This is a genomic window from Acinetobacter sp. 226, assembly GCF_048147925.1.
GTDB classification, from domain to species: Bacteria; Pseudomonadota; Gammaproteobacteria; order Pseudomonadales; family Moraxellaceae; genus Acinetobacter; species Acinetobacter pecorum.
In genome coordinates this window covers 38,717-58,307 of record NZ_JAYWYX010000011.1, presented here as the reverse complement: position 1 = coordinate 58,307, position 19,591 = coordinate 38,717, and the positions used below count along the sequence as shown (strand labels likewise).

Sequence of the window (19,591 nt, the reverse complement as noted above, 5' to 3'; positions counted from 1 at the left end):
TTAGATGAACTCTCTAAATATGTTCAATCACTTCATCTTCAAGCTTTAGTTTGACAATACCCTGCGAGTTGGTCATTTTCTGCTGAATTTCAATGCGTTTAATCATTTTTTCCAGTACATGAATTAACTCAGGATATTCAAAGTTTTGCACTTCGTCCAGATTAAGCAGTAAATGAAAACCCTTATATTCGTAATCGAACCAGCGCTGGTATTCGACTTTCTGAGACGCATATTTTTCCATCACCTGCCAGGTTCGCACTGGCGTTTTAATGCCTTTCAGGAAAATCGGCTTTTTCGGTGCGCAAAGATAATCATCCTTGATCAAATTATGAGTATCTTCTGAAATCAGGATTTCATCGACTGCCGCGGCACTTTGCAAACGCGCTGCCAGATTGGCATCACGCCCTACAATGGTATAAGCCATACGATGCGTGGCCCCATAATTTCCTACGTGGCAATAGCCGGTTGAAATTCCCATGCGGATATGGAGCGGCGGATAACCCATTTTTATCCAGCGTTCGCGCAGCAACTTCATTTGCTGACGCATTGCCAATGCCATTTCCATACAGTTTTTGGCATCCTGCTCCACGCCTTCAGAATGCGGATCACCAAAGAAAATCAGGATGGCATCACCCATGAACTTATCAACAGTCGCTTCATAGTTTTTTGCGATTTCGGTCATATGCCGAAGATAATCATTCAGCAGGAATGCCAGATCATCTGGAATCAGGGTTTCAGACAACTCTGTAAAACCTTGAATATCTGAGAAAAAAATCGTCAGTTTTTTACGTTTATACTCAATTTTAGCTTCAGACTCACCTTTCATGATCGATTGCCACAACTGCATAGGCGCATAGCGACTCAACTGATTGGCAAATTCCATATAACGGTTCATCTGTTCGAAATAATGGTCTTTCTTCTGGGTCATGTATTGCACACGACCACTTTGATAAAAACTTCCAACACCAAAATAGGTAATCAGGCAGATAAAACCAAGAACCGTCAGTTCACTACTGGTCGACTCAAAATAATTATTAAACCCGAAGACCAGAATATTGGCCAGATAGAAAAGCGTAATCCCGATCAGGCTGGCTAGAGAAGCCATCATAAATGAGATTTTATTACTGATTGCGGTGTAGAGGACTGCGACCAGACCGAGTAAAGACAATACCAGGTCCAGATGCACGGCCGCCAAAACTACCGAAATGACAATGACATCGATCAGAAAAAGAATATTGCGCCGGATGTGATAATCATATTTATAAATCATCCAGCGAGATAGCTTAGGGATGATCAGTAAAACCAGAAACAAAAAAAAGGGAACAAAAAGTTGATACTGGGTATCTGGTTCAGTGTAATGAAAAACGACCAGAACCACAGACAACATGATATATCCCATCATGCGATGAAAATATTCGAACTGATGAGGCTCTTTTTGAATCCAGTCGTCTAATTGCACTCACTCACTCCCTGAAGTCCGCAACTGTCCATGGTTCTTTGAATGCCTTTGACTGATCAGTCCATGCGCCAGTCAAATGGCATATCGCCCTGGCCACGTAAAGCCAGCATCAAGGTTTGACGCATGTGTGCAAGTACTTCACTGCTATAGGGAACTGCAGGTGTGCCCCAAACCGGTTTTGGCCATGCAACATCGTTCTGGTAACGGACCACATGATGAAAATGCAATTGCGGCACCATATTGCCTAGCGCTGCTACGTTCATCTTATCCGCACGGAAAACACGTGCCAGCTGGCTAGATAACCAGCTTGACTCTCTTAAAAACTGCTCTTGGTCAGCTTGGCTCAATTCATATAGTTCAGAGACACCCGGCACACGTGGAATCAGAATCAGCCAGGGAAATTGCATATCATTCATCAAACGACATGTTGACAAAGGAAAGTCGCCTACAAAAAAAGTATCTTGAGCAAGTTGTGGATGCAAACTAAACATATCTTTATAAATGATGCAAAATTAGAATGATGGCTAATACTAACATATCCAACTGAAGCTGAATATTGGAAGCAATGTGTTTAAAGACAAATTCTCATGATTTGTTGCAAAGCAGATCACAACAATCACTCTAAACAATTCATCAAAAAAATCAAGCCTGTCGTTCCTGCAAATTTCATCCTGTAATGTAATCCCAGCTGAATTTTCAGGCTGATTTAATCGAATAAAATCAGTGCAATTCTTTGAGCAGACTATCCAGCAAATCCTGAATAAACTGAATCCGTTTTTGATAATCTTCCAGCATGACCATCACTTTCAGACGTTGTCCTCCCTCCATACGGAAATAGGTCGGATGTTTCTGCATCATCTGGATGATGGTCATCGCCTGAACCGGGGTATCCGGAGCAAATTCAATATGCCCGCCCTGGCTACTGATATCAATTTTGGTAATACCAAGCTGTTCGGCCTTCAGTCGAATCTGATGGACGGTAAAAAGCTGTTTGACAGGTTGAGGCGGTATGCCAAAACGGTCGATCAATTCCATCCGGATATTATCCAGTTTTTCCTGGGTATCGGTATTACTGATACGCTTATAAAACAACAGACGTTGATGGACATCGCCAAGATATTCATCTGGAATCAGTGCGGGCATATGCAGGGTAATTTCGGCAGTCAAAGACAATGGTGCATCGAAGTTTGGCGTTTTGCCTTTTTGAATGGCTTTGGTGGCTTTTTCCAGCATTTCCATATACAGGCTATAACCAATCGCCTGCATCGAACCGCTCTGCTGTTCACCCAGTAATTCACCTGCGCCGCGAATTTCCAGATCTTCAGTTGCCAACATAAAACCGGCACCCAAGGTTGATGCACGCTGAATGGCGTCCAGACGTTTTTCCGCATCACCTTTTAAGGCTTTTAAAGACGGCACCATTAAATAGGCATAAGCCTGATGATGTGAGCGCCCTACACGTCCGCGCAGCTGATGTAGTTGTGCCAATCCGAGTTTGTCAGCACGTTCAATCAGAATGGTATTGGCATTCGGAACATCAATCCCGGTTTCAATAATGGTCGAACATACCAGAACATTATATTCCTTATGATAGAACTGCTGCATCACCTGCTCCAGTTCACGTTCACGCATCTGCCCGTGAGCCACAATCACCCGCGCTTCCGGCACCAATTTACGGATATGCTCGGCGGCACGATCGATTGTATCAACTTCATTATGCAAAAAATAAACCTGCCCACCGCGCAGCAATTCACGCAGAATTGCTTCTTTAATGGTGTCATCGGTATATTCCTGCACAAATGTTTTGACGGCAAGACGGCGTGCCGGCGGTGTGGCGATAATCGACAGATCACGCATGCCACTAAAGGCCATATTCAGCGTACGTGGAATTGGGGTCGCAGTCAGTGTCAGCATATCAACATCGGCACGCATGGCCTTGATTCGTTCCTTGTCGCGCACACCGAAACGATGCTCTTCATCGACAATCATCAGACCGAGATTCTTAAACTGGACATTTTCCTGCAAAATCTTATGTGTACCAATCACAATATCGACTTTACCTTCAATCAGGTCGTCAATGGTCTTGGTATGTGATTTGGAAGAACCGAAACGTGACAGCACTTCAATCCGGACCGGCCAGTCGGCAAAACGATCTTTGAATGAATCATAATGCTGTTGTGCCAGCAAGGTAGTCGGTACCAGAATCGCCACCTGCCGGTTATTCTGTACTGCAACAAATGCGGCACGCATTGCGACTTCTGTCTTGCCGAAACCGACATCACCACACACCAGTCGATCCATCGGTTTGGCCTGCTGCATATCCTGCAGCGTAGCTTCAATGGCATTGGCCTGATCCGGTGTTTCTTCATAAGCAAAGCCACTGGCAAATTGCATATACAGGCTTTGATCGATTTCAAAACTGATCCCGGGCTTGGAAGAACGCCGTGCCTGAATATGTAGCAATTCGGCCGCGACATCGTGAATCTGCTCCAGCGCTTTACGTTTGGCTTTATTCCAGGCATCTGTACCCAGTTTATGCAAAGGTGCCAGATCCGGATCACCGCCACTATACCGGCTGATCAAGTGCAGATTGGTCACCGGCACGTAGACTTTTGCGGCATCTGCATAATCCAGCTGCAGGAATTCATGATCCTGATCATCAATACTTAAGGTGACCAGACCAGCATAACGTCCGACCCCATAATCGATATGTACCACAGGCGCACCCATGGTCAACTCAGTTAGACTTCGGATCAGAAACTCTTCGGAAACTTCCTGCTGACGCTTGCGACGGCGCTGTACCACCCGATGTTCATACAGCTGATTTTCAGAAATTACGCTAACACGATCAGTCAATACCAGACCGCGCTCTAAAGGCGCATTGGTAATGGCAATTGCATGCAGGGACTGGACAAAACTATCAAAATTTTCAACTGTTGGAATATCACCCAGACTTGGTCTTAAGGCGTCTTTGAGACTTTCACGGCGTCCCGCACTCTCAGCCACCAGCAGTACCGGATGATTGGCCTGATCAATATATTTTTTGACTTCATGAAACGGTTTTTCACGTTTCGGGTCTACAGGTAGACGCGGTGGCAACTGGGTATCAAGATTCAATACTCCAGCTTTTTGATCAAAAGGTGTTTGTGCGGCAATGATACGTGCAAACTGATTCAGCTGCTCCAGCACCTGATTGGTCTGAAAAAACAGGCTTTCTGGAGGCAGGATCGGCTGATCGACATTGTGGCGACGATCTTCATAACGGCGTACCACATCCTGCCAAAACTGGCTGAGACTTTCTTCGAGAGCCCTATCTGTAATGACAATGCCATTCTTTGGTAGGTACGAAATCAGTGAACTTTGGCCTTGCATTGCTTCCGCGCTGAAAAACAAGGGCAAATAAAACTCGATTCCCGGCGAGACTATGCCATCCATCACATCCTGATAGATCGGGTTTTTCTTTGGATTCGCGGTCGGGAAAAATTCGGCATAGCGGTCACGGAAAGTGGCACGACCTTCCTTGAGCGGAAATTCCTGTGCCGGCAATACGGTAAACTGCTGCAAACTTTCTGTGGTGCGCTGAGTTTCAGAATCAAAAAATTTCAGGCTTTCAATTTCATCATCAAACAGGTCAATCCGAATTGGTGCTTCCTGTCCCGATGCGTAGATATCCATGATACTGCCGCGCACTGCGAATTCACCCGGATCATAAACGGTATCGACCAGATGATAACCCGCCTGAATCAGCTTTTTCTTTTGTTCTTCCAGATCAAATTTCTGACCGACATGAATATCAAAATGCTCACCCAGAATCCATGAGGTCGGCGCTACACGTTGTGCCAGAGTTGAGGCGGACAGCAACAGTACACCTGTTTTGGGCATATTGGATAAGATTGCCAGACGTTCCGAGACAATATCCTGATGTGGGGAGAGACGGTCATAAGGCAAGATTTCCCAATCTGGAAAAATCGTGGGTTTAATCCCATAAAATTCCAGTTCACTTTCCAGTTGACCCAAATGCTGATTATTACGTGCAATCACGATAAATAAACGCGATTGCTGCTGCACGATTTCTTTAAGCAATAATGCAGTTGAGGAACCTTGCAGATTGCCTAACCAGCGTTTCTCGCCTGCTTTGAGCTGTGGTAAATTGAGTTGGGAAATTTCTTGCTGGAACATGGATATAGCTTTAAAGTCTAAATAACCTGAGGCTTATACTAGCACGATGATCTCAGGATATTTTGTTATTTTTATGCAGTCTTGCGACATCAATACACATCAAAAATAAGCCACTTTTGCAGCTTATTTTTGATCACGCAGAAAGTTACGATAATAATCATTTAACTTCTTAAGGATCATTTTGAATTGCAGCAGGTTTTCTTTGGTATTGCCTAAAGTCGCATTAAAACGCTGATGGGCAATTTCCAGATCAATTTTTTCATTGATCAGCATCGCGGTATCATATAACGCTTTTAAATCATCAAACTGTTTTAAACGGCGATTGGACAAATACTCTAATCGTGCACCCAATTCCTGATTGAGTTGAATACCATCGACGATATAACCTGTACCTTCTACATACTGGATATTCTGCTCTTCTAAATATAGCTGTGCAGCAGTCGGTTTATTACTTTTAAATAATGCACTGATTTTATCAAACATCGCCATTTACCCAGCCAAATATAGTTCAGCTTATAGTCTAGATGAAAATGCCTCAAATCCACATCCTGAACTTAAGGCAAATTATCAAAATAGCAGCTGTTCGATGTTACATACGACTTAACGTCTCTGGCTCTGTTAAGAAACCTGTTCGAGCTGATTCTCTGCTGAAGGGATTTCAGACACCAGATTTTCAAATGCAAAAATCTCTTCTAATTGCGCTTCACTCAATAAGCCCAACTCTAATACCACCTGTGGCACGGTTTTATTTTCGCGCATACATTGTTTGCCGATTTCATCGCATTTGGCATGTCCCAATATCGGTTCAAGCAAGGTCACAATCCCGACACTGCGCATAACGGAACTTAAGCAAATCTGCTCGTTGGCCTGAATACCAGCAATACATTTCTGATTCAGAGTTTGCATGCCTTGGGTCAATAACTGGATTGATTCATTCATCGCCACGGCAATCACAGGTTCCATGACATTCAATTGTAGCTGCCCGGCTTCCGCAGCCATAGTAATGGTTAAATCATTACCAATCACCCGGAAGGCAATCTGATTCACAACTTCCGGAATGACCGGATTGATTTTTGCCGGCATGATCGAAGAACCCGCCTGTAATTCGGGTAACCGAATTTCAGCCAGACCTGTACGCGGTCCCGAACTGAGCAGGCGCAGATCATTACAGATTTTGGACAGTTTTACCGCGAGACGTTTTAAACTGCTCGACAGAATAATAAAGACGCCACAATCACTGGTCGCCTCGACATAATCTGCGGCTCCTTTTAAAGGCAGACCAGTCAGGTGCACCAAAGTTTCTACCACCCGCTTGGCATAGCCCGGTGGTGTATTAACCCCGGTCCCAATCGCAGTAGCACCTAAATTGACTTCCAGCAACAACTGTCGCATCTGCCTAATCATTTTCAGATCTTCTTTTAATAAAGTCGCAAATGCTCGGAATTCCTGTTCCATAGTCATCGGAACTGCATCTTGTAACTGGGTACGTCCCATCTTGATAACATATTTAAATTCAGCCGCCTTCTGGCCTATACACTCTATTAATGCGTTAAGTACATTCAATAATTCGTCCAGACTGCTATAGGTTGCCAGACGCAAGGCTGTTGGATAAACGTCATTGGTCGATTGCGAGGTATTGACGTGATCATTCGGATGCAGAATGTGATAATCACCTTTCTGATGGCCCGACATTTCAAGGGCAATATTGGCGATCACCTCATTGGCATTCATATTGATGGATGTTCCGGCACCGCCCTGATAAGGATCGAGTGGGAATGCCGATTGCCACGCTTCCGGATGCTGAATCAATTCATCACAAGCTTTCTGAATAACAAGACTGGTCTGCTCAGGCAATTTTTTAAAATGCAGATTAGCCTGTGCCGAGGCTTTTTTTACTTGGGCCAAGGCACGAATAAAATGCGGTTGTTGTCCTACGGCCAGTCCGGAAATCTTAAAATTTTCGATAGCACGTAAGGTATGAATCCCATAATAGCTATGTAATGGAATCTGTTTTTCACCCAACAAATCACGTTCTATGCGGGTCGGTTCGATTTGAAGCAAATTGTCCACGGAAAAATACTCTTGGCGATGCACCGTATTTGGTGTGATCTCAATATGAGCAAACAAATCCACATCTAATATGAAGACTTTGACCTAGATTTGCTACTGTTTATTACCAATACGATAGAGCTGTTAATTCTGTAAGTTTATGTAATTTGCTGGCTAAAATTTCTCTACGTTAATTGTTTATTATGCATTGCCACTTTTTTCTTAATCGACGTCTTTTCGCCTTGTATACCCGTAACTCCTCATTGTTCAATTTCAGTGGATCTGAAGTAAATTTACAATAAGAAAACATAAAAGCTGTGCAATTGTTACAGAGTGTAATTTTTAAACCATGCTTGAATCACTGCCTTGCGATCTCCGTACAAAAAATCATCTTGGACGATGATTTTCATATTTACAGGATGCCCTGCCTATGACTTATTTAAACCCCACCCTGATTACCTTCGTGTTTTATATTATCGCCATGATTGCAATCGGTTTATATGCTTACCGTGCAACCTCTAATTTTGATGAATATATTTTAGGTGGGCGAAGTCTGGGCAGTGTCGTTACTGCACTTTCGGCGGGCGCATCGGACATGAGTGGCTGGCTATTGATGGGTCTTCCGGGGGCCATTTACCTCTCCGGCCTGTCAGAAGCGTGGATTGCCGTCGGTTTGATTATCGGCGCATGGCTGAACTGGTTACTGGTGGCAGGTCGACTGCGTGCCCATACCGAATATCAGAACAATGCCCTGACCTTGCCGGATTATTTCACCAGCCGTTTTTCCGATCGTAAACGTATTTTACGGGTCTTGTCTGCCTTGGTGATTCTGGTGTTTTTTGCGATTTATTGTGCCTCGGGTATGGTTGCAGGCGCACGTCTGTTTGAAAGTCTTTTTGGCTGGAATTACACCACAGCACTTATGATTGGTGCGATGGCGACCATTCTCTATGTCTGTATTGGCGGCTTTTTGGCAATCAGCTGGACCGATACATTCCAGGCCGGTTTGATGATTTTTGCCTTATTGCTGACTCCGATCATTACTTTCCTCGCCTTGGGTGACAACAGCCAGCAAGTGAGTGTCATTCTTGAATCGGCTCGTCCACATGCCTCAAGCATGCTTGAAGGTTTAAGCACCGTCGCGATTATTTCCAGTCTGGCATGGGGCTTGGGTTATTTTGGTCAGCCGCATATTCTGGTGCGTTTCATGGCAGCGGATTCGGTCAAAACCATTCCTGCTGCACGCCGCATTGGCATGACCTGGATGATTCTATGCCTAGGCGGTGCAGTGGCTGCCGGTTATATCGGTATTGCCTACTTCAGTGTCAATCCCGCATTGGCCTCGGTGGTCAATCAAAACCCTGAAACGGTATTTATGGAATTGACCAAAATCCTGTTTAATCCGTGGATTGCCGGAATCATTCTGGCTGCTATCTTGGCGGCAATTATGAGTACCTTGAGCTGTCAGCTTCTGGTCTGCTCAACCACCCTGACCGAAGATTTATATAAGAGCTTCCTGCGCAAAAATGCTTCACAAAAAGAACTGATCTGGGTCGGTCGCGGCATGGTCTTGGTGATCGCGTTGGTTGCGATTTCACTGGCGATTAATCCGAACAGTAAAGTTTTGGGTCTGGTGGCTTATGCCTGGGCAGGTTTTGGTGCTGCATTTGGCCCGCTAATTATCCTGTCTTTGTTCTGGAAGCGTATGACCCTCAACGGCGCGATTGTGGGTATGGTGGTTGGTGCCGTGACTGTAATTGTCTGGAAAAATTACATGGGCGATACCGGACTTTATGAGATTATTCCGGGCTTTATTCTGGCCACCCTCAGCATTATCATCGTCAGCCTGCTGGATAGAGCACCGAGCGCTGATGTAGTCGAACGCTTTGAAATGGCTAAAGCCGAGTATCAAAAAGAAATGGCGGAAATGAAAAAATAAACATTTTCTTCAGCATAAATTAAAGGGGCTTTCGCGTCCCTTTTTGATTTTAATTTACTGCTAATTATTTGGCTTTTCCCGGCATTTTCAGATGAATTCTTTGACTTTCTTTAATCACTTCCATCACCGGATAACTGCGCGTTTCCTTAACTCCGGGCAATTGCCACAAGATCTGACCAGAGATTTTGCGGAATTCATCCATATTGGCACAGCGGATTTTCACCACGAAATCAAAACCGCCACTGATCATATGACATTCGATAATTTCAGGAATCTGCCGCACAGCATGGGAAAATTCATCTAGAACATTCGGTGTGGTTTTATCCAGTAGAATTTCAACAAAGACCACAAAACCATTATTCAACATGACTGGATTGAGACATGCTTCATAGCCCACAATAAAACCTTCACGGGTCAGCTTTTGTACACGGGCCAAGGCTGCCGTAGGTGACAGATTGACCAGTTCAGCCAGTTTGATATTGGACAGCTTGGCATCAGATTGCAATAAACCCAGTATACGAATATCTATACGGTCAAGGTTCAAATAAGGACTTGGCATTAGAATTATTCTCTAAAAAAAGCGAAGACTATAGTGAGATATTCGTCAAATATTCTGTGATTATAGATTAAAACTCATTCACCTCAAAGAACTGATTGACGCAGTACAGGAAGTCACTATGCCAACCACTCTCCGCCCAGATTCAATTTTAGATGCGGCCCAGCACTCGAATTATATTGCTGAATTTAAACATAAAAACCAATACGAAGAACGGATTAATACGGCATGGCGTCGTGCTGAAACTGAATGCGTCGAAGAGTTATTGGCCCATAGTGAAATTTCTTCCGAGATGAGTGACAAGATTCAGGCGCTTGCCTTTGATCTCGCGCATTCCTTGCGTGAGCGCAAAAGTTCCACCGGGAAAGCCGGGATCGTACAGAGCTTATTGCAGGAATTTTCTTTATCCTCTCAGGAAGGCATTGCCCTGATGTGTCTGGCAGAAGCCTTGCTGCGTATTCCGGACAAAGCCACACGTGACTTGCTGATTCGAGACAAAATCAATCAAGGTAACTGGAAAGAACATTTGGGCCAGAGCCAATTGATGTTTGTGAATGCGGCCGCCTGGGGATTGATGCTGACCGGCAAGCTGATGGAAACCCCACAGCAAAAAAACCTGTCTAGCTTGTTGACTGGGATTTTGGCACGCAGTGGCCGCGGAATTATTCGTAAGGCCGTCGATGTTGCCATGCGCATGATGGGCGAGCAGTTTGTTACGGGTGAAACCATTGATGAAGCATTAAAAAATGCCGAACCGCTGGAAGAAAAAGGCTTTCGCTATTCCTATGACATGCTGGGTGAAGCAGCACTGACCGATCCGGATGCTGAACGTTATTATCAGGATTATCAGCAAGCCATCCATGCTATTGGTCAAGCATCACAGGATAAAGATGTTTATGATGGTCCTGGCATTTCTATCAAACTCTCTGCGCTGCATCCACGTTATCAGCGCTCGCAAATGGATCGTGTGCATGATGAGCTCTATGCAAAAGTACTTAAACTGGCGGTCCTGGCCAAGCAATATAATATTGGTTTAAATATCGATGCTGAAGAAAGCGATCGCCTTGAAATTTCGCTGGAACTGTTAGAACGCCTGTGTTTTGAACCGCAATTGCAGGACTGGAAAGGCATTGGCTTTGTGATTCAAGCCTATCAAAAACGCTGCTTCTATGTCGTGGATTACATCATTGATCTGGCGAAGCGCAGCCAGAAACGCCTGATGATTCGTCTGGTCAAAGGCGCGTATTGGGATAGCGAAATCAAAAAGGCCCAGATTGATGGAATGTCGGATTACCCGGTATTTACCCGCAAGGTACATACCGATCTGTCTTATATCACCTGTGCGCGTAAGCTGTTGGCTGAACCGGATTATATTTACCCGCAATTTGCCACTCATAATGCACAAACGGTAGCGACGATTTATCAGCTGGCACAACCTGAGCAGTATTATGCTGGCCAATATGAGTTTCAATGTCTGCATGGCATGGGCGAACCGCTCTATGCAAATGTAGTGGGCAATCCTTCTAAAAATAAACTCGGTATACCCTGCCGGATCTATGCGCCAGTCGGCAATCATGAAACCTTGCTGGCTTATCTGGTGCGTCGTTTACTGGAAAATGGTGCCAATACGTCCTTCGTCAATCGTATTGCCGACAAGACTTTAAACATTGAGGATTTGATTGAAAATCCACAGCAAACGATTTTAAAGGCATCAAAACAGGAAAACGTATTGGGTGCCAAGCATCCGCATATTCCCTATCCGCAAGATCTTTATACCGATGCACGACTGAACTCTTCAGGACTCGATTTGGCCAATGATGCTGAACTCAGGGTTTTAAATGACGTCGCATCCAATCTGGCAAATACGCAATTTCAGGCAGCGGCTATGGGAACGGCATTTAGCAACGTGGATACGACCCATGCAGTTCCCGTAATCAATCCGGCACAACATCGGGATGTGGTCGGCACGGTCTATGAAGCAACTTCTGAACAGGCCGAAATTGCACTCACCCAAGCCCTCAATGCACAAAGTTTCTGGGCTAATTTGCCTAAAAATGAGCGTGCTGCCTGCCTGAATAAAGCCGCAGAACTGATGGAACAGCGCTTGCTTCCGCTCATGGTTCTTCTTTCTCGTGAATCAGGTAAAACCTATGCCAATGCGATTGCTGAGGTTCGTGAAGCAGTAGATTTCTTACGCTATTATGCAGCTCAAGTTTTGGATCTCAGTGACCATGTACAGATCCAGCCTTTAGGCACCGTGCTATGTATCAGTCCATGGAATTTCCCGCTGGCGATTTTTACCGGCCAGATTTCAGCGGCACTGGTAGCAGGTAATACCGTGATTGCCAAACCGGCTGAACAAACACCGCTCATTGCAGCACAAGCCGTACAGATTTTATGGGAAGCAGGGATTCCGCAGGATGTATTACAGCTGCTACCTGGGCGCGGTGAAACCATTGGTGCACAGCTCACTGCAGATTCGCGTATTCAGGGCATCATGTTTACCGGTTCCACCGAGGTCGCCCAAATTCTACAAAAAACCGTTGCAGAACGGCTAAACCAGTTTGGAGAAAGCGTCACCCTGATTGCTGAAACCGGTGGTCAGAATGCCATGATTGTGGACTCATCTGCATTGACTGAACAGGTGGTGCTGGATGTTGTGAACTCTGCCTATGACAGTGCCGGTCAACGTTGTTCTGCCCTGCGTGTCCTCTGTGTGCAAGAAGATAATCTAGAGGCTGTGCGCAACATGCTTAAAGGTGCGATGCATCAGTTGCGTGTTGGCAATCCGATCTTGCTTAAAACCGATATTGGTCCGGTGATTGATGCAGAAGCCCAACAAAATATCCAAAAGCATATTGAGCAGATGCGCAGCAAAGGTCATAAAGTTCATCAGTTGATGTTTAAAGACCAGACTGAATTAACTTTAGGAACATTCATTGCACCAACCCTGATTGAACTGCCAAATCTGGATGATCTGGAACGAGAAGTATTTGGTCCGGTACTGCATCTGATCAGCTATAAATATGGCGGACTGGAACAGTTATTAGATCAGATCAATAATAAAGGCTATGGTCTGACCATGGGTTTGCACACGCGTATTGATGAAACCATGCAAACCGTGATTGCGCGAGCAGAAGTCGGCAACCTGTATATTAACCGCAATATCGTTGGTGCAGTCGTGGGCGTCCAGCCTTTTGGTGGCGAAGGTCTGTCCGGCACCGGCCCGAAAGCGGGTGGCCCGTTGTATATCTATCGTTTAATGCATCAAGTATCCGAGAAAAAACTGGCGCAGCCTTATGCAGCTCAAGTGGGGCCAGCACTTGTTGAAAATCACCTTGTTCAGGAGTTTAAAGCCTGGGTAGCTAAAACTTTTCCGACTTTATCTTTAAAAGCGCCTATGCAAATTTCGACTGGTCGAAGCTTTAGCCTGCAAGGCCCAACCGGTGAAGAAAATCAATACATGATCTTGCCACGAGAAAGCGTTTTATCTTTAGCACATACCGAGCAGGATCAGATTCAGCAAATTCTGGCGATTTTATCGGTTGGCAGTCGTCCTGCGGTACTGGCGAACAATACTTTTATGCTGAAATATTTACCAACAATGCCGGCCGCGGTCAGCAAGCAATTCAAAGTGATTCGGGATATTGAAACAGGCGCGTTTGATGCCGTCCTGCATCATGGTGACACTGCTGAACTGATTGATTTGCAGAAACGCATTGCAGCCCGAAAAGGTCCAATTATTAGTGTTACTCATTTGAGTTCGGGAAACTACGATATTCCGGTCGAACGATTGGTGATTGAACGCGCCATCAGCATCAATACGGCGGCGGCAGGCGGCAATGCCAGTTTAATGACCATGGGTAATCTCTAAATAAGTCGAATAAATCCCGCATTTTTAGTTCAAATATTTCCTCTTTATGACCAAATTTTTCTCCTCAGAGGGTTTGGTCTTTTTTATGCAGTTTTTAAAGCCGTTCTACCAGAATAGGCTTAGGCAGATCGGCAATTTTTTGCTACCATTTGCGCTTTAAAATATTTGCGATTTCTTACTGCATATGACCTCATCTTATCAGCAACAACTGGAAGCCAAAATTGAACGCATCAGCGCTCAGTTTGCCGAATATCAACCACCTGCTTTAGAAGTATTCCAGTCTCCTGAAAAATATTTCCGCATGCGTGCTGAATTCCGGATCTGGCATACTGAAGATGATCTGTTTTATGCCATGTTTGAACGTGACGAGAACAACAATAAAAAAGTGATTCGGATTGATGAGTTTCCAATTGCAGACCGCAGTATTAATGACTTGATGCCGCAACTACTGGCAGCATTCAAGGCAGATGCCAATCTGGGTCATCGCCTGTTTGAAGTACATTTTCTGGCGACTTTAAGTGGTCAGGTTCTGGTATCCCTAATTTATCACCGTAAACTGGATGAAAGCTGGGAACCAGCAGCAAAAGCGCTGGCGGAAAAACTCAACATCAAACTGATTGGTCGCAGCCGTGGCCAGAAATTTGTCCTGACTGATGAATATGTGGTGGAAGAACTGTCTGTTTTTGATCGTCGCTATAAATATAAGCAGATCGAAAGCAGCTTCACCCAGCCCAATGCACAAGTTTGTCAAAAAATGCTGGAATGGGCATGTGATGCAGCGGAACAATCAGATAAAGATTTGCTGGAACTCTACTGTGGTAATGGCAACTTCACTCTGCCGCTTTCAACCAAGTTCCGCCGTGTATTGGCCACTGAATTAGCCAAATCTTCAGTTTATGCAGCTGAGTGGAATATTGAGCAGAACCAGATTGAAAATATTCAGGTTGCGCGTCTGTCTGCCGAAGAATTCACTCAAGCTTATAATGGCGAACGTGTTTTCCGCCGCTTGCAGGAAGCACAAATCGATATTTCGACTTATGATTTTGATACGGTATTTGTCGATCCACCGCGTGCTGGGATTGATACTGAAACACTGAAGTTGTTACAACGTTTCCAGCGTATTATTTATATTTCATGTAATCCAGATACTTTATATGACAATCTGAAACAATTGTCTCACACCCACAAAATCAGCAAATTCGCCATGTTCGACCAGTTTCCTTATACTCACCATGTAGAGACAGGTGTTTTACTGGAAAAAGTATAAAGAATTTGTTTCAATTTATTATATTGTTACAATAATGGAGCTTTTTGAAGCTCCATTTTTTGTATTAATAATCATAAACTTAATAATAAATATTGACTTGTACAGCAATAAATATCGTTAGAAATGTTGGCTTTAATCGGAAATTTTCAAGTCTGACTGATGCTTTTATCACATAGGCCCTATTGCTTTATTTATTTAATTGGCTATATTTCACTCTATGTTAGGTTGTTGTATGAAGGCTCTATGAGTTTTTGGCAAAAGTTGTTTTCTAATGAACAACACAATGAACACAAGAATCAAATCGCTTGTGTTGAAAATGATTGCTCTTGCAAGACAAATGAACAGCTTCTTGAAGCACTTTCTAAAGCCACTGATGAAGAAATCATCATCGGAATTAAAAAGGTTCTCGTATCTCGAGGCTATAGCCGCAAAGAGCTGAATGAACTTCAGCACTTGCCATTGCAATAATCGACCAACGTTACAGCCGTAAAAAAAGCACCTGTTTCATCAGGTGCTTTTTTTATTTGGAGAAGTGGGATTGAATAATTTAATCCCCTCTTCCTTTACTCAGGTTATAAGGCTAAAAATGACTTGAGAGTCTCTGTCATGAGGCAGAGAAATTCTGCATGATACCTTCGATTCCAGGTTTTGATTTTAGAGCAAGAGCTGATTTTCTTAGGCTATTTAGAGCTTTTTATCACCTCTATATTTCTTCGATTCTAGCTTCTTTGAATTATTTAAAAAATGATGATCAAGTCTCCAATTTTATTCTGAAATGCAGACAAGACATCGATTAATTTTGTAAAACACAGTACACTTCCTATTAAACGACAATGCTTTTAAATGGCTTAATTCTGATATGCAGCGGACTAAACGGTTTCCCATAGGGGCGCATCTTATGGTCAAACATTTCGGCTATACCCATCACGGGATTTATGCCGGACGTGGTCGTGTCATTCATTATTCCGGTTTTGCGCATTTATTCAAAAAACGCCCTATTGAAATCACCTCGATTGAAAATTTCAGTCATGGTAAACCAATTCACATCCAGCATTATGATTCGGCAAAATATAAAGGTCGTAAAGTGGTACGTCGCATGCGCTCCAGAATGCATGAAAATAACTATCATCTAATTATTAATAATTGCGAGCATTTATGTACTTGGGCCATTACCGGCGTGGAAAGCAGTCCGCAAGTAATTTACATGATGAATCGCCTGACGACGATTGGCTATATCAGCTCAATGATGAGTTTTATGAACAGCATGTTCCTGACCCTGACCACCACCAGTTTCGCATTGGCACTGTACATCAAGAAAAAACTCAGAGATAAAGCTAAGCAGCGTTTGCAACAATATCGTGAATTGCAAGATCAGGCTAAAACCAAGGTATCAGACCTGACTAATTTTAAACATCGTTAATTCAACACCTAGTCTACCGATAAATGATGAGCAGGAAAGGTTGAGGCCGTGTTTACATTTTGAAGATATAGATAGCAAATCAGGTTAAATAGCCTTTTCTGGCTTGAGTCGCCTCAGGTAGTGCTTTACCTAAAGAGCTTAGGGTTTCCCGCTCTACCATTCGTACAATTGAATCTAGCGGCAGATCGTTGTCCTGCAGGCCAAAAGGTTCTTCCAGCTCCGCACTGAGCTCGTCCAGCCCGAGCAGCATATAAGCAATCAATCCGACCAGAATCGGCGTCCACAGGCCTAAATTCGCCTGCAAACTGAAAGGCAGGATGAAGCAAAAAGAATAAACTGCACGATGCAACAACACCGAATAAGAAAATGGTAATGGTGTGGACAAGATCCGGTCACAACCGGCCTGAATATCTCCCAAAGCTACAGTGTGCTGATTCAGGTTGTTATAAATAATATCGCTGATCTTGCCCTGCTTATATTGCTGCACCAGCTCTTTTTGCATCTGCTCCAGTACCCATTGTGAGGGATTGATTTGCATGGGCAATTGCTCGAATGATTCAGGTTCAAAACCGGCAGTGACCTGATAAGCCTGAATGCTGGAGATCTGCTGTCTCAATCGGTCCCGTAATAGATGGGTAAACAGCATCATGCGGTACAATAAGATTTCACGGGTTTGATCGTCCAGAACGTGGCTGTCACGGCATAAATGACGCGTGGTTGCAATCAGCGCACCCCAAAGCTTGCGTCCTTCCCACCATCGATCATAGCAGGCCGTATTTCTAAAACTTAAAAAAATCGAGAGAATGACACCAAAAATCGTAAAGCCAATTGCCGGGACAGCAGGAAGGCTGACGAAATGCGCCTGACTCAAATACACCAGCAAGGCAGAAATAAAGACCACCAAAACCAATGCGGGCAGCACCTTGGGCAGAATCGTTCCCTGCCAGGCAAACAGTAAACCTAAACTATTATTCTTATCACGCACAATCATGGAATGTTCCCTGCTGTATTAAAAAAGCCCAACCAGAGTTGGGCTTTTTACATTTTGACTTAAACCAGCTTATTTGCCCGGTTTAAAGCTGTCCTTAAGATCAAGGATACGGTTAAATACCGGTTTTTCGCTGGAATGATCATATTGATCCGCCACAAAATAGCCTTCACGCTCAAACTGGAAACGATCTTCCGGCTGAGCTTGCGACAAAGCAGGCTCAATCACGGCTTGAACCACCTTCAATGATTCAGGGTTGAGGTTTTCCAGAAAGTCATCGCCCACTTCAGGATCAGACTCCGTAAACAGACGATCGTAAATACGCACTTCGGCAGGAATACCCTTAGTCGCAGATACCCAGTGAATCACGCCTTTCACCTTACGACCTTCAGGATTTTTACCTAAAGTTTCAGGATCAATCGAACATTTCAGCTCAACCACTTCACCATTTTCATCTTTAATGACTTCATCGCATTTGATGACATAGGCATGACGTAAACGGACTTCACCGCCTGGAATCAGACGTTTAAAGCCTTTTGGTGGCTCTTCTTCAAAGTCTTTACGGTCAATAAACAGCTCGGTCGTCAGTGGAATAACACGCTCACCCATATCGACATTCGGATGACGTGAATGGGTCAGGTCCATGTCAGCTGGCAAATTGGTTAAAGTCACTTTGAGTGGATTTAACACGGCCATACCACGCGCGGCGGTATTTTCCAGAGACTGGCGAATACAGTATTCCAGCATGGCTACATCGACGATACTGCCATCAACCTTCGATACACCGACGCGCTGACAGAAATCACGCAGACCTTCAGGGGTGAAACCACGACGACGCATACCGACTACAGTTGGCATACGTGCGTCATCCCAACCCTGAACAAAGCCACCTTCAACCAGTTTACGCAGTTTACGCTTTGAGGTGATGGTGTAATCCACGTTCAAACGGCTAGATTCGTACTGACGTGGCACTGACGGTGATTTAACTTTTGCTATCACCCAATCATAGAACGGACGATGATCTTGGAATTCCAAGGTGCACAGTGAATGCGTAACGCCTTCAATCGCATCAGATAATGGATGCGCATAGTCATACATTGGATAAATTTTCCATTTATCGCCAGTCTGATGATGTTCAGAATGCAAAATACGATACAGAATCGGATCACGCATATGTACGTTTGGTGACGTCATATCGATCTTGGCACGTAGAACCGCCTGACCTTCCGCGTATTCACCGCAACGCATTTTTTCAAAACGCTCCAGGTTTTCCGCAACAGTTGCATCACGTTGTGGCGAGTTTTTACCCGGCTCAACAAAGTTACCACGGTTTAAACGGATCTCTTCTGGACTTTGCAAATCAACATAGGCATCACCCTGCTCAATCAGCTGAACTGCCCAGGTATAAAGTTGATCAAAATAGCTTGATGCATAACGCGGCTCGCCTTCCCACTGAAAGCCCAGCCATTTCACGTCATTGGCAATACCATCAACATATTCCTGTTCTTCGGCATCCGGATTGGTATCATCAAAACGCAGGTTACAAACACCTTTAAATTCTTCAGCAATTCCGAAGTTCAAGCAAATTGCTTTCACATGGCCAATATGTAAATAGCCATTCGGCTCAGGCGGAAAACGCGTCACCACCTGTTGAACGCGACCAGCAGCTAAATCATCGGTAATGACCTGACGTACAAAATCCAAGCCTGGTTGTTGCTCTTGCTGCTGCACTGAATCGACTGCACTGTTATTTTGGGTCGGGTTCTCGGGCAGAGATGTCACAACATCATTTGGCTTCATGATCAATCATTCACTTCTAAAGTTAAAAAGGGATTAACAAATATTTAATCGTACAATTTG

The 19,591-nt window shown here is 44.3% G+C and carries 13 protein-coding genes; 5 read left to right on the top strand and 8 right to left on the bottom strand.

Annotation, left to right across the window (positions count from 1 at the left end):
- Positions 1–13: 13 nt before the first annotated feature.
- The 5 genes from VXP95_RS06965 to aspA all read right to left on the bottom strand — a co-directional run bounded on the left by VXP95_RS06965 (position 14) and on the right by aspA (position 7,708).
- Positions 14–1,459 carry an adenylate/guanylate cyclase domain-containing protein gene (locus VXP95_RS06965; protein ID WP_064102061.1) on the bottom strand — a complete coding sequence of 482 codons (1,446 nt, stop codon included), beginning with the start codon at positions 1,457–1,459 and terminating at the stop codon, positions 14–16.
- Between the two features lie 56 nt (positions 1,460–1,515).
- Positions 1,516–1,950 (bottom strand): HIT domain-containing protein, encoded by a 435-nt coding sequence (locus VXP95_RS06960; RefSeq protein ID WP_004646760.1) that lies wholly within the window; start codon positions 1,948–1,950, stop codon positions 1,516–1,518.
- A 229-nt stretch (positions 1,951–2,179) separates the two neighbouring features.
- Positions 2,180–5,638 carry a transcription-repair coupling factor gene (gene mfd / locus VXP95_RS06955; RefSeq protein WP_416711749.1) on the bottom strand — a complete coding sequence of 1,153 codons (3,459 nt, stop codon included), beginning with the start codon at positions 5,636–5,638 and terminating at the stop codon, positions 2,180–2,182.
- A gap of 123 nt (positions 5,639–5,761) precedes the next feature.
- The gene (locus VXP95_RS06950; protein WP_171255283.1) at positions 5,762–6,127 is read right to left on the bottom strand and encodes a hypothetical protein; all 366 of its coding nucleotides are present in this window, start codon (positions 6,125–6,127) and stop codon (positions 5,762–5,764) included.
- A gap of 129 nt (positions 6,128–6,256) precedes the next feature.
- Entirely contained in the window at positions 6,257–7,708 is a 1,452-nt protein-coding gene (gene aspA, locus VXP95_RS06945; protein ID WP_416711748.1) for an aspartate ammonia-lyase, read from the bottom strand.
- Positions 7,709–8,117: 409 nt separating this feature from the next.
- On the opposite strand from aspA, the gene putP reads away from it, so the two are divergent.
- Positions 8,118–9,626, top strand: a complete 1,509-nt coding sequence (gene putP, locus VXP95_RS06940) for a sodium/proline symporter PutP (RefSeq protein ID WP_416711747.1) — start codon at positions 8,118–8,120, stop codon at positions 9,624–9,626.
- A 64-nt stretch (positions 9,627–9,690) separates the two neighbouring features.
- On the opposite strand, the gene VXP95_RS06935 is transcribed toward putP, so the two are convergent.
- On the bottom strand, positions 9,691–10,185 hold the full coding sequence (locus VXP95_RS06935; RefSeq protein WP_416711746.1) for an Lrp/AsnC ligand binding domain-containing protein: 495 nt from the start codon (positions 10,183–10,185) through the stop codon (positions 9,691–9,693).
- Positions 10,186–10,303: 118 nt separating this feature from the next.
- Between VXP95_RS06935 and putA the strand changes: the two genes are divergently transcribed.
- The 4 genes from putA (at position 10,304) to VXP95_RS06915 (ending at position 16,743) form a co-directional block, all read left to right on the top strand.
- Positions 10,304–14,056, top strand: coding sequence for a trifunctional transcriptional regulator/proline dehydrogenase/L-glutamate gamma-semialdehyde dehydrogenase (gene putA / locus VXP95_RS06930; protein ID WP_416711745.1), 3,753 nt, complete (start codon positions 10,304–10,306; stop codon positions 14,054–14,056).
- Between the two features lie 184 nt (positions 14,057–14,240).
- Positions 14,241–15,323 (top strand): tRNA (uridine(54)-C5)-methyltransferase TrmA, encoded by a 1,083-nt coding sequence (trmA, locus tag VXP95_RS06925; RefSeq protein WP_064102057.1) that lies wholly within the window; start codon positions 14,241–14,243, stop codon positions 15,321–15,323.
- 243 nt (positions 15,324–15,566) lie between these two features.
- Positions 15,567–15,791, top strand: coding sequence for a hypothetical protein (locus tag VXP95_RS06920; protein WP_034436106.1), 225 nt, complete (start codon positions 15,567–15,569; stop codon positions 15,789–15,791).
- 391 nt (positions 15,792–16,182) lie between these two features.
- The gene (locus VXP95_RS06915) at positions 16,183–16,743 is read left to right on the top strand and encodes a lecithin retinol acyltransferase family protein (protein ID WP_416711744.1); all 561 of its coding nucleotides are present in this window, start codon (positions 16,183–16,185) and stop codon (positions 16,741–16,743) included.
- Between the two features lie 79 nt (positions 16,744–16,822).
- Here VXP95_RS06915 and VXP95_RS06910 read toward each other — a convergent pair whose 3' ends face one another.
- Together VXP95_RS06910 and VXP95_RS06905 are read right to left on the bottom strand one after the other, a co-directional pair.
- Positions 16,823–17,734, bottom strand: a complete 912-nt coding sequence (locus VXP95_RS06910) for a bestrophin family protein (protein ID WP_416681088.1) — start codon at positions 17,732–17,734, stop codon at positions 16,823–16,825.
- A gap of 69 nt (positions 17,735–17,803) precedes the next feature.
- Positions 17,804–19,531, bottom strand: a complete 1,728-nt coding sequence (locus tag VXP95_RS06905) for a glutamine--tRNA ligase/YqeY domain fusion protein (protein WP_416711743.1) — start codon at positions 19,529–19,531, stop codon at positions 17,804–17,806.
- Between the last annotated feature and the right edge of the window lie 60 nt (positions 19,532–19,591).